This window comes from Pseudomonas sp. FFPRI_1, from assembly GCF_055384485.1.
The window spans coordinates 5,842,647-5,854,773 of the sequence record NZ_AP029168.1; the positions used below are offsets into that span (position 1 = coordinate 5,842,647).

The 12,127-nt window shown below is 62.3% G+C and carries 11 protein-coding genes; 9 read left to right on the forward strand and 2 right to left on the reverse strand.

The annotated features are described in order from the left end of the window. Positions 1-35: 35 nt before the first annotated feature. Both ACZ5BO_RS25890 and ACZ5BO_RS25895 read left to right on the forward strand, forming a co-directional pair. A complete protein-coding gene (locus ACZ5BO_RS25890; protein ID WP_157838058.1) occupies positions 36-242 on the forward strand; it encodes a hypothetical protein in 207 nt (68 codons plus the stop codon). Positions 243-321: 79 nt separating this feature from the next. Then, positions 322-2,499 (forward strand): mechanosensitive ion channel family protein, encoded by a 2,178-nt coding sequence (locus ACZ5BO_RS25895; RefSeq protein WP_025127063.1) that lies wholly within the window; start codon positions 322-324, stop codon positions 2,497-2,499. Here ACZ5BO_RS25895 and ACZ5BO_RS25900 read toward each other — a convergent pair. Further along, a complete protein-coding gene (locus ACZ5BO_RS25900; RefSeq protein WP_464696925.1) occupies positions 2,496-3,209 on the reverse strand; it encodes a UTRA domain-containing protein in 714 nt (237 codons plus the stop codon). The two genes, ACZ5BO_RS25895 and ACZ5BO_RS25900, sit on opposite strands and share 4 nt — an antisense overlap. A 376-nt stretch (positions 3,210-3,585) precedes the next feature. Between ACZ5BO_RS25900 and ACZ5BO_RS25905 the strand changes: the two genes are divergently transcribed. The 6 genes from ACZ5BO_RS25905 (at position 3,586) to ACZ5BO_RS25930 (ending at position 8,893) form a co-directional block, all read left to right on the forward strand. Further along, positions 3,586-4,653 (forward strand): ABC transporter substrate-binding protein, encoded by a 1,068-nt coding sequence (locus ACZ5BO_RS25905; RefSeq protein WP_025127061.1) that lies wholly within the window; start codon positions 3,586-3,588, stop codon positions 4,651-4,653. Positions 4,654-4,777: 124 nt separating this feature from the next. Then, the gene (locus tag ACZ5BO_RS25910) at positions 4,778-5,584 is read left to right on the forward strand and encodes an alkaline phosphatase family protein (RefSeq protein WP_464696926.1); all 807 of its coding nucleotides are present in this window, start codon (positions 4,778-4,780) and stop codon (positions 5,582-5,584) included. Then, positions 5,581-6,426 carry an ABC transporter permease gene (locus ACZ5BO_RS25915; protein ID WP_025127059.1) on the forward strand — a complete coding sequence of 282 codons (846 nt, stop codon included), beginning with the start codon at positions 5,581-5,583 and terminating at the stop codon, positions 6,424-6,426. The genes ACZ5BO_RS25910 and ACZ5BO_RS25915 overlap by 4 nt, the downstream gene beginning before the upstream one ends. Next, entirely contained in the window at positions 6,413-7,213 is an 801-nt protein-coding gene (locus tag ACZ5BO_RS25920; RefSeq protein WP_025127058.1) for an ABC transporter permease, read from the forward strand. The genes ACZ5BO_RS25915 and ACZ5BO_RS25920 overlap by 14 nt, the downstream gene beginning before the upstream one ends. Next, positions 7,210-8,199, forward strand: a complete 990-nt coding sequence (locus tag ACZ5BO_RS25925) for an ABC transporter ATP-binding protein (protein ID WP_464696927.1) — start codon at positions 7,210-7,212, stop codon at positions 8,197-8,199. Before ACZ5BO_RS25920 ends, ACZ5BO_RS25925 begins: the two co-directional genes overlap by 4 nt. 40 nt (positions 8,200-8,239) lie before the next feature. Further along, positions 8,240-8,893: an HAD family hydrolase gene (locus tag ACZ5BO_RS25930; protein ID WP_464696928.1), complete on the forward strand. Its 654-nt coding sequence runs from the start codon at positions 8,240-8,242 to the stop codon at positions 8,891-8,893. Positions 8,894-8,929: 36 nt separating this feature from the next. On the opposite strand, the gene ACZ5BO_RS25935 is transcribed toward ACZ5BO_RS25930, so the two are convergent. Further along, entirely contained in the window at positions 8,930-9,892 is a 963-nt protein-coding gene (locus ACZ5BO_RS25935) for a zinc-binding dehydrogenase (RefSeq protein WP_464696929.1), read from the reverse strand. A 138-nt stretch (positions 9,893-10,030) separates the two neighbouring features. On the opposite strand from ACZ5BO_RS25935, the gene ACZ5BO_RS25940 reads away from it, so the two are divergent. Continuing rightward, positions 10,031-12,115, forward strand: coding sequence for a carboxy terminal-processing peptidase (locus ACZ5BO_RS25940; protein WP_177330228.1), 2,085 nt, complete (start codon positions 10,031-10,033; stop codon positions 12,113-12,115). Positions 12,116-12,127: the final 12 nt, after the last annotated feature.

Sequence of the window (12,127 nt, forward strand, 5' to 3'; positions counted from 1 at the left end):
CATCAACCCGGGTTGCGACAAAGCGACCTAGACTTATGAGTACTCCTCCTGACAAGGCTGTCGCCATGATCTCGATGTCTTCGTTCCACTCCATGCTCATCCCGATCCTCACGGGCATGATCCTCCTGGCCATCGGCTTCAACTTCCGGGACAAGAACCTCGGCGTGTTCAGCATGTGGATCGGCATGCTGCTGATTCTCGGCACCGTGGTTTACAAGATCCTCGCCAAGCTCGCGGAATAAATGCAGCACTCACCCTCGCATTGAATTTGGCGGCCTCGTACACTCGGTCGATCCATTTTCCCCCGAGGTTGACCGCCCAGTGTTCGCTCGTCTTTTTGCCCTGCCCTGCTATGTGCTTGTCTGCCTGCTGACCTTGCTGCCCCTGGGCAGCGCTCAGGCAGTGGGCCTGCCTGGTTTACTGGGCAACCAGACCAAGGCGCAGCCCCAGGCCGAGGAACCCCTGGGACAATCCCTGGACGAAGTGATCAAGTCCCTGGAGAACGACCAGCAACGGGCCAAGCTGCTGGCGGACCTGAAGAAGCTGCGCGACGCGACGAAAAAAGCCCAGCCCACTCCCGAAGAAGGCGTGCTCGGCCTGATTGGCGGCACCCTGTCGAACCTGGAAAAACAATTCTCCGGTGCCGACAGCCCGGTCACCCGCTGGTCCGACGAGTTCGACCTGGCCCAGGAAGAACTCTCGGCACTGATGCTACCGGCCAGCCAGTGGCTGCCGATCATCTTTGCCTTCGCCTTGATTCTCATGGTCTGGAGCCTGCTGGCGGCGGCGCTGATCTGGCTCAGCCACCGGGTACGCCTGCGCTTCGGCCTCACCGAAGACCTGCCTCAGCACCCCAAGACCTGGGACCTGCTGCGCTTTGCCCTGCGCAAGCTTGGCCCCTGGCTGATCGCCCTGTTGATCACGGTCTACATGACCTACTCCCTGCCCTCGTCCCTGGGCAAGGACCTGGCCATGGTCCTGGCCTACGCCCTGGTGGTCGGCACCTGCTTCTCGGCGATCTGCGTGGTGGCCTTCTCCGTGCTCGACGGCCCGCACCGCCATCGTGCGCTGTACATCCTGCGACGCCAGGCCTTCCGTCCGCTGTGGTGGATCGGCAGCTTCGCCGCCTTTGGCGAGGCCCTGAGCGACCCGCGCATGGTGGCCAGCCTGGGCCAGCACCTGGCCCATACCGCGGCGACCTTCGCCAATGTCATGGCGGCGCTGTCCACCGGGGTGTTCATCCTGCGTTTCCGCCGTCCCATCGCCCACCTGATCCGCAACCAGCCGCTGTCACGGCGCCTGACCCGCCGGGCCTTGAGCGACACCATCGAGATCATCGGCACCTTCTGGTACCTGCCGGCCCTGGTGCTGGTGGGCATTTCGCTGTTCGCCACCTTCGTTTCTGCCGGCGACACCAGCACCGCCCTGCGCCAGTCGCTGCTGTGCACGGTGCTGCTGGTGCTGTGCATGGTGATCAACGGCCTGGTGCGCCGCCATGCGCTCAAGCCCCAGCGCGGGCACAAACGCCACGCGCTGTATTCCGAGCGGCTGAAAAGCTTCTTCTATACCTTGGCCCACCTGATGGTCTGGCTGGCGTTCATCGAACTCGGCCTGCGGGTCTGGGGCCTGTCGCTGATCCGCTTCACCGAAGGCGATGGCCATGAAGTCAGCGTCAAGCTGTTCAGCCTCGGTGGCACGCTGATCTTTGCCTGGCTGATCTGGATCCTCAGCGACACCGCGGTGCACCATGCCCTGACCCGCTCGCGCAAGGGCCTGGCCAACGCTCGCGCACAGACCATGATGCCGTTGATCCGCAACGTGCTGTTCGTGGCGATCTTCATCATTGCCACCATCGTCGCCCTGGCCAACATGGGCATGAACGTCACGCCGCTGCTGGCCGGTGCCGGTGTCATCGGCCTGGCCATCGGTTTTGGCGCCCAGTCCCTGGTGGCAGACCTGATCACCGGTCTGTTCATCATCATCGAAGACTCCCTGGCCATCGACGACTACGTCGACGTCGGCGGCCACCTCGGCACCGTCGAGGGCCTGACCATCCGCACCGTGCGCCTGCGGGACATCGACGGCATCGTCCATACCATTCCCTTCAGCGAGATCAAGAGCATCAAGAACTACTCGCGGGAATTCGGCTACGCGATCTTCCGGGTGGCGATCCCCTACAACATGGAGATCGACGACGCGATCAAGCTGATGCGCGATGTCGGCCAGAAGATGCGCACCGACCCCTTGCAGCGGCGCAATATCTGGTCGCCGCTGGAGATCCAGGGCGTGGAGAGCTTCGAGTCCGGCAGCGCCATCCTGCGGGCCCGGTTCAAGACCGCGCCGATCAAGCAGTGGGAAGTGTCCCGGGCCTTCAACCTGTCCCTCAAGCGCCATCTCGACGAGGCCGGGCTGGACCTGGCCACACCGCGCATGAGCATCCAGGTGATCACCGCTGGCGGCGGTGCACAGACGGCCCAGGAGCCGGCAACCGGTTCCTAGGCCACGTCGACGCCGACATGGATCGCATCATGGCGCCAGAACTCCAGGTCACAGTCGATCAGCCGCTCGTGCTGATCGTAGTTGACCCGAGCGATGCGCAACCCCGGGCTGCCCACCGACACCTTCAAGGCCGCGGCCGCTTCAGGCTGCAATGAGGTGGGCACTATTTCAAAGCGCACCCGACCGTAATGCAGGCCGTAGTGCCGCGCGTAGAGCTCGGTGATCGACTGGTTCAGGTCCAGTTCGAGGATCTTCGGGAAATACTGCGGATTCAGGTAATGCTCGACGTACAGCACCAGTCGATCATCGATGCGCCGTGCCCGACAGATCTGGATCACGCTGGACAGCGCCGGCAGCTGCAGCCACGCACACACCGCCGCTGACGCCGGCAACAGCCGCGCCGATATAACCTCGGTGGAAGGCACTCGCCCCTGGGCGCTGACCATGGCGTGGAAGTGGCTGCGCTGCATCAGGTTGTAGGCCAGCCGTGGCGGCGAGATGAACCAGCCACGACGCTCCTCGCGGTAGATCTGGCCCTGGGCCTCCAGTTGCAGCAGTGCCTCGCGCACGGTGATCCGGGTGGTGTCGAACAACTCGCTGAGCTTGCGTTCGGCAGGCAGCTTGCTCCCGGGTGACAGCAGGCCATGGGCGATCTGTTCCTGCAGGACCTGGCCGATGGCTGTCACCGCTTTAGTTGCCTCAATACGCATCAACGTTACCTATCTGGACTAGACCAGCACTGTTTCAGGGCATCCGAAGGCCTTCGATAGCCCCCTGCCGATCAGCAAAAGCCTAGGCAATGCGTGTGACTGTCCGATGACAGCGCTGCCGAACGGTAGCTCTCGACACCTGCAAATTACCCGCCAGCCCCTTGCATTACGGGTGTTTGGCGATGAACTACGCTTACCCCGCGACGGCCAATCGGCAGCCCGTTTGCTGCCTTCGGCGCCGACACCGACACCGACACCGACATCAAAGTGTCATCCAAGGGGCCTAGATTGGCTCAGGTATTGCTGACCTAGACCAACTCATCGCAAGACCATCGATAACAACGCTGCGTTGAACACACGCCCAAAGGAGCTTCGGATGAAACAGCTTTTCCTGGCCTCACTGTTAGGTTCGACCATCGCCATGTGCACCGCCGCCATGGCCGCTGACAACGATTTGAAAACCCTGGAAGCCGCCGCCAAGGCGGAAGGCGCGGTCAACAGCGTCGGCATGCCCGATGACTGGGCCAACTGGAAAGGCACCTGGGAGGACCTGGCCAAGACCTACGGTCTCAAGCACATCGACACTGACATGAGTTCGGCCCAGGAAATCGCCAAGTTTGCCGCCGAAAAAGACAACGCCAGCGCCGATATCGGCGACGTTGGCGCCGCCTTCGGCCCGATCGCGGTCAAGCAGGGCGTGGCCCAACCCTACAAGCCAAGCACCTGGGCCCAGGTCCCGGACTGGGCCAAGGACAAGGACGGCAACTGGGCCCTGGCCTACACCGGCACCATCGCCTTCATCATCAACAAGAAGCTGCTGCACGGCTCCGATGCACCGAAAAGCTGGGCCGACCTGGAAAAAGGCAAGTACAAGGTCTCCATCGGTGACGTCAGCACCGCCGCCCAGGCCGCCAACGGCGTACTGGCTGCAGCCATCGCCAAGGGCGGTGACGAGAAGAACATCCAGCCGGCGCTGCTGATGTTCGCCGAGATCGCCAAGCAGGGCCGCCTGTCCCTGGCCAACCCGACCATCGCCACCATGGAAAAGGGTGAAGTGGAGGTCGGCGTGGTCTGGGACTTCAACGGCCTGAGCTACCGCAACAAGATGGTCAACAAGGACGACTACATCGTGCTGATCCCATCGGACGGCTCGGTGATCTCCGGCTACACCACCATCATCAACAAGTACGCCAAGCACCCCAACGCCGCCAAGCTGACCCGTGAATACATCTTCAGCGACGCCGGCCAGACCAACCTGGCTCGCGGCAACGCGCGGCCGATCCGCGCCGAGCACCTGACCCTGCCGGCCGAAGTCCAGGCCAACCTGCTGCCCAACGAGCAGTACAAGCACGTAACGCCGATCAAGGATGCCGATGCCTGGGAGAAAACCTCCAAGGCCCTGCCGCAGAAGTGGCAGGAAGAAGTGATCATCAACATGCAGTAATGCTGCATCCCTGTAGGAGCCGGCTTGCCGGCGAATGGCTCAAAGGCGCTGCCCAGACAAGCGCACACAAGCCACTCGCCGGCAAGCTGGCGCCTACACACCCGATCCCGGAGCCCTCCACCTCATGAAGCACAACGTCATCCTTGTGGTGCTCGATGGCCTCAACCACGAAGTCGCCCGACATGCCATGGGGCACTTGCAGGCCTACGTCGGCGCCGGCCGTGCTGCGTTATACAAGCTGCAATGCGAACTACCCGCGCTCTCGCGCCCGCTGTACGAATGCATCCTCACGGGCGTGCGTCCGATCGACAGCGGCATCGTGCACAACCAGGTCGCGCGCCTGTCCAACCAGCGCAGCCTCTTCCACTACGCCCGCGATGCCGGCCTGACCACTGCTGCCGCGGCCTACCACTGGGTCAGCGAGCTGTACAACCGCTCGCCCTTCAATGCCGCGCAAGACCGGCACACTGCCAACCCTGAATTGCCGATCCAGTACGGCCATTTCTACTGGAGCGATCACTACCCCGACTCCCACCTGTTCGCCGACGCCGAAGACCTGCGCCTGCGCCATCAGCCCAACCTGCTGCTGGTGCACCCGATGAACATCGACGACGCCGGACACAAGCATGGCCTGGACAGTTCGCAATATCGCAACAGCGCGCGCTCGGCGGACATCATCCTCGCCGACTACCTGCAAGGCTGGCTGGATGCCGGCTACCAGGTGCTGGTGACGGCCGACCACGGCATGAACAACGACCGCTCACACAACGGCCTGCTGGCCGAGGAGCGGGAAGTCCCGCTGTTCGTGTTCGGCAACGCCTTCAGCCTCGATCCCGCTGCCGCGCCGAAACAGACCGAACTGTGCGGCACCGTCTGCCAACTGCTGGGCGTGGCCCATGACAAACCTTTCTGCCGGGAGCTGTTGAAGTGAATTCAGTCACCCGCGGCAAATGGCTGGCGGCCTTGTGCCTGGTGCCCTTTGCCCTGTTCTTCATCGTGTTCCAGATCGCCCCGCTGGTGTGGGTACTGATCAACAGCCTGCAATCGGAAGAGTTCGGCTGGGGCCTGGCCAACTTCACCAAGATCTTCAGTTCGAAGTTCTACCTGCAGGCCATCCAGTACAGCCTGGAGATCAGTTTCTGGTCCAGCGTGTTCGGCATCATCATCGCGGTGCTGGGCAGCTATTCCCTGCGCCGGGTGGATTCGCGCCTGCGCAACTTCGTCAATGCCTTCGCCAACATGACCAGCAACTTCGCCGGGGTGCCCCTGGCCTTTGCCTTCATCATCCTGCTGGGCTTCAACGGCACCATCACCATCATGCTCAAGCAGTCGGGGATCATTCAGGACTTCAACCTGTACTCCAAGACCGGGCTGATCATTCTCTACACCTACTTCCAGATCCCCCTGGGGGTGCTGCTGCTTTACCCGGCCTTCGATGCACTGCGCGAAGACTGGCGCGAATCCGCCGCACTGCTGGGGGCCAGCGGCTGGCAGTTCTGGCGGCATATCGGCCTGCCGGTGCTGACCCCGGCGCTGCTCGGCACCTTCGTCATCCTGCTGGCCAACGCCCTGGGCGCCTATGCCACGGTGTATGCCCTGACCACCGGCAACTTCAACGTGCTGCCGATCCGTATCGCCGCCATGGTTTCCGGGGATATTTCCCTGGATCCGAACATGGCCAGCGCCCTGGCTGTGGTGCTGGTGGCACTGATGACCCTGGTGACCATCGTCCATCAGTTGCTGTTGAAGAGGAGCTACCATGTCTCGCGCTGAACAAGGCTCCGCCGTGCTCTACCACCGGGTGGTGGTCTACCTGCTGTTTGCCATTCTGTTGCTGCCCCTGCTGGGGACCTTCGTCTACTCCATCGCCAGCAGCTGGTCGGCGACCATCCTGCCCAGCGGCTTCACCTTCAAGTGGTACCTGCAACTGTGGAGCGACCCGCGCTTTCTCAATGCCTTCGGCCAGTCGCTGCTGGTCTGCGTGGGTGCGTTGGTGCTCTCGGTGGTGCTGATCCTGCCGCTGCTGTTCGTGGTGCACTACCACTTCCCCAAGCTCGATGCGCTGATGAACATCCTGATCCTGCTGCCCTTCGCAGTGCCGCCGGTGGTGTCCTCGGTGGGCCTGCTGCAGCTCTATGGTTCGGGGCCCTTCGCCATGGTCGGCACGCCATGGATCCTCATCGGCTGCTACTTCACCGTGGCATTGCCCTTCATGTACCGGGCCATCACCAACAACCTGCAGGCGATCAACCTGCGGGACCTGATGGACGCCGCCCAGCTGCTGGGCGCCAGCACCTGGCAGGCGGCGTTCCTGGTGGTTCTGCCGAACCTGCGCAAGGGCCTGATGGTGGCTTTGCTGCTGTCCTTCTCGTTCCTGTTCGGCGAGTTCGTGTTCGCCAACATCCTGGTGGGCACCCGCTATGAAACCCTGCAGGTCTACCTGAACAACATGCGCAACAGCAGCGGCCATTTCACCAGCGCCCTGGTGATTTCCTACTTCTTCTTCGTGCTGCTACTGACCTGGGCCGCCAACATCTTGAACAAGGACAAAAGCCAATGAGCTTCGTCAGCGTCCAACACTTGCAAAAGCACTACGCGGGCACTGCGGTGTTCAGCGACATCAACTGCGAGATCCACAAGGGCGAGTTCGTTACCCTGCTCGGCCCTTCCGGCTGCGGCAAGTCGACCCTGCTGCGCTGCATCGCCGGGCTGACCCCGGTGGATGCCGGCAAGATCCTCCTCGATGGCCAGGACATCGTGCCCCTGAGCCCGCAGAAACGCGGGATCGGCATGGTGTTCCAGAGCTATGCACTGTTCCCCAACATGACCGTGGAGCAGAACGTCGCCTTTGGCCTGCGCATGCAGAAGGTCAACGCCGACGACAGCCACAAACGAGTGCTGGAAGCCCTGCAGTTGGTGGAGCTCAATGACTTCGCCAGCCGCTACCCGCACCAACTGTCCGGTGGCCAATGTCAGCGGGTAGCCCTGGCCCGCTCCCTGGTGACCCGGCCACGCCTGTTGTTGCTGGACGAACCGCTGTCGGCCCTGGATGCGCGAATCCGCAAGCACCTGCGCGAGCAGATCCGCAATATCCAGCGGGAGCTGGGGCTGACCACCATTTTCGTTACCCATGATCAGGAAGAGGCCCTGACCATGTCCGACCGGATCTTCCTGATGAACCAGGGCAAGATCGTCCAGAGCGGCGACGCCGAGACCCTCTACACCGCACCGGTGGATGTGTTTGCCGCAGGCTTTATCGGCAACTACAACCTGCTCGATGCCGAGAGCGCCAGCAAGCTGCTGCAGCGACCGGTCAGCGGTCGAATCGCCATTCGCCCGGAAGCCATCGAACTGAGCAAGGAAGGCCAGCTCGACGCCCTTGTCCGCAGCCACAGCCTGCTGGGCAACGTGATTCGCTACCGGGTCGAGGCCCGCGGCGTGGAACTGGTGGTCGATGTGCTGAACCGCTCCGCCGGCGATCTGCACGCCGACGGTCAACGCCTGGCACTTTCCATCGATCCGACGGCCCTGTGTGAGGTAGCCTGATGCCTTTGACACGATTGAACTTGAAGAGAGAGTTGCACTGATGGCCCTGGCAATCTTTGATCTGGACGAGACCCTGATCCACGGCGACTGCGCCACCCTCTGGAGCGAGCAGATGGGCCGCCTGGGCTGGGTCGACCGCGAGTCGTTCATGCGCCGCAACCACGAGTTGATGGACGCCTACAGCCACGGCAAGCTGGCCATGGAAGAGTTCATGGCCTTCAGCCTGGAACCCATGGCCGGCCGCACCCCGGAGGAAGTCGCGCACCTGGTGGAGCCCTGGGTCGAGGACGTGATCGAGCCGATCATCTTCAGCGACGCCTGCAAGGCCATCGCCGCCCATCGCCAGGCCGGCGACCGGATCCTGGTGATCTCTGCCTCGGGCACCCATTTGGTCAAGCCGATTGCCGCGCGCCTGGGCATCGACGAAGTGCTGGGGATCGAGCTGGAAGTCCGGCACGGGGTCTACACCGGCCAGACCCTGGGCACCCTGACCTATCGCGAAGGCAAGATCACCCGCCTGCTGGAGTGGCTGGATGCCGAGGAAGAGAACCTGGAGGGCGCGACCTTCTATTCCGATTCGCGCAATGACTTGCCGCTGCTGTTGCGGGTGGATCACCCCCTGGTGGTAAACCCGGACCCGGTCCTGCGCGAGCACGCGCAAAAGGCCGGCTGGCCGATCCATCACTGGAAATGAGCACGGCAGGAGCCGGCATGCCGGCTCCGCCAGGGGTTACGCCAGACTGGCGTCGATCACCAGAACCAGCTTGCCCGAGACCTGATTGGTCGCCAGTTCTGCAAAAGCCGCTTCGGCCTCCAGGATCGGGAAAGTCTTGGCCAGTTGCGGGCTCAAGCGCCCTTCACTGAACAGCGGCCAGACATTCTGTCCAAGGTCGCTGAGCAGGTCGGCCTTGAACTGCTCGTTGCGGCTGCGCAAGGTCGAGCCCAGCAACTGGATGCGCTTGGCCAGCACCTGCGCGAGATCCAGTTGTGCGGTACGCCCGCCCATCAGGCCAATCAGCACCCAACGCCCGTCCAGGGCCGACACCTTCAGGTTATCGGCGGCGTAGCTGGCTCCCACCGGATCGAGAATCACATCAAAAGGACCGAAGTCCCGCAGGGCCTCCAGGCCATCGCCGCGAATCACGCCGCCCTGCGCGCCGAGACTTTCACAATAGGCCAGCCGCTCGGCCGAACCAACGCTGATCCAACACGGGCTGCCAAAGGCCTTGCACAGTTGGATGGCGGCGGAACCGACACCACTGGCCCCGGCATGCAGCAACACCTTTTCCCCTGGCTTGAGCGCCGCCAGCTGGAACAGGTTCAGCCAGGCCGTGGCGTAGACCTCAGGCAATGCCGCCGCCTGCGCCAGGGACAGCCCCTCGGGCACCGGCAGCACATGACGCGCATCCACCACCACTTCTTCGGCCATGCCGCCGCCAGCCAGCAACGCGCAGACCCGGTCACCGACTTGCCAGGACGAACCCGGGCCCACTTCGCTGATCACCCCCGAGCATTCCAGGCCCAGTACCTGGCTGGCTCCCGGAGGTGGAGGATAGAGCCCTGCGCGTTGCAACAGATCGGCCCGATTGAGGCCCGCAGCCGCCACGCGGATACGAACCTGCCCTACATCACAGGCAGGACTTGGCTCTTCAACCCACTCCACATGACCTTCAACGCCTTGCAATGCTTTCACAGTGCCTCCATAGTGAGTCTGGACTGAGCCCGGAGCGGTAGCACCGGGCTTTTTGCATTATGCGACCGGTCCTTATGGAACCGGCGACTTCAAAGACGGCCTAATATGCGTTATCAATTGCCCCCGCGTCGAATCAGCATGAAGCATTTGTTCCCCAGCACCGCCCTCGCTCTTTTCATTGGTCTCGGCCTCCTGCCGATGTCGACCAATACGTTCGCAGCCAATAGCTGGGACAATCTTCAGCCCGATCGCGATGAGGTAATTGCCAGCCTCAATGTTGTTGAACTGCTCAAACGTCACCATTACAGCAAGCCGCCGCTGGATGATGCACGCTCGGTGATCATCTACGACAGCTACCTGAAGCTGCTGGATCCATCGCGCAGCTACTTCATGGCCAGCGATATCGCGGAGTTCGACAAATGGAAAACCCAGTTTGACGACTTCCTGAAAAGCGGCGACCTGAACGCCGGCTTCACCATCTACAAACGTTATCTGGACCGGGTCAAATCCCGCCTGGATTTCGCCCTGGCCGAGCTCAACAAGGGTGTCGACAAGATCGACTTCACCACCAAGGAAACCTTGCTGATCGATCGCAAGGACGCACCTTGGCTCAAGACCACCGCTGAACTCGACGACCTGTGGCGCAAGCGCGTCAAGGACGAAGTGCTGCGGATGAAGATCGCCGGCAAGGATCCCAAGCAGATCCAGGAAACCCTGACCAAGCGCTACAAGAACCAGCTGGCGCGCCTGGACCAGACCCGTGCCGAAGACATCTTCCAGGCCTACATCAACACCTTCGCCATGTCCTACGACCCGCACACCAATTATCTGTCACCGGATAACGCGGAAAACTTCGACATCAACATGAGCCTGTCGCTGGAAGGCATCGGCGCCGTGTTGCAGAGCGACAACGACCAGGTCAAGGTCGTGCGCCTGGTGCCGGCAGGCCCGGCGGACAAGACCAAGCAAGTGGCCCCGGCAGACAAGATCATCGGTGTTGCCCAGGGCAACAAGGAAATGGTCGACGTGGTGGGCTGGCGCCTGGACGAAGTGGTCAAGCTGATCCGCGGTCCGAAAGGCACCCTGGTGCGCCTGGAAGTGATTCCGGCCAGCAATGCGCCGAACGACCAGACCAGCAAGATCGTGCCGATCACCCGCGAAGCGGTGAAGCTTGAAGACCAGGCGGTGAAGAAGTCGATCCTCAACCTCAAGCAGGACGGCAAGGACTACAAGCTCGGGGTGATCGAGATCCCGGCCTTCTACCTGGACTTCAAGGCCTTCCGTGCCGGTGACCCGGACTACAAGAGCACCACTCGCGATGTGAAGAAGCTGCTGACCGAGCTGCAGAAAGACAAGGTCGACGGCGTGGTCATCGACCTGCGCAACAACGGCGGCGGTTCCCTCCAGGAAGCCACCGAGCTGACCAGCCTGTTCATCGACAAGGGCCCCACCGTGCTGGTGCGCAACGCCGACGGTCGCGTGGACGTGCTGGAAGACGAAAACCCCGGCGCCTTCTACAAGGGCCCGATGGCCCTCCTGGTCAATCGTCTCTCGGCTTCAGCCTCGGAAATCTTCGCAGGCGCCATGCAGGACTACCATCGTGCGCTGATCATCGGCGGCCAGACCTTCGGCAAAGGCACCGTGCAGACCATTCAACCGCTCAATCATGGCGAGCTGAAACTGACCCTGGCCAAGTTCTACCGGGTTTCCGGGCAGAGCACCCAGCATCAGGGCGTGCTGCCGGATATCGGCTACCCGTCGATCATCGACACCAAGGAAATCGGCGAAAGCGCGCTGCCTGAAGCCATGCCCTGGGACACCATTCGCCCGGCCATCAAGCCGGCGGTGGACCCGTTCAAGCCGTTCCTGGCCCAGCTCAAGGCCGAACATGAAAGCCGCTCGGCGAAAGATCCGGAGTTCGTGTTCATCCGCGACAAGCTGGCCCTGGCGCAGAAGCTGATGGCGGAAAAAACCGTCAGCCTCAACGAAGCCGACCGCCGTGCCCAGCATGCCGATATCGAAGCCAAGCAACTGGCCCTGGAAAACGCCCGTCGCAAGGCCAAGGGCGAAGAGCCGCTCAAAGAGCTGAAGAAAGAAGACGAAGATGCACTGGCCGCTGCCGAGCCGGACAAGACCAAGCCGGAAGACGACGCCTACCTGAGTGAAACCGGGCGTATCCTGCTGGACTATCTGAAGCTCAACACCTCGGTGGCCAAGCACTGAAGATGATGGCAA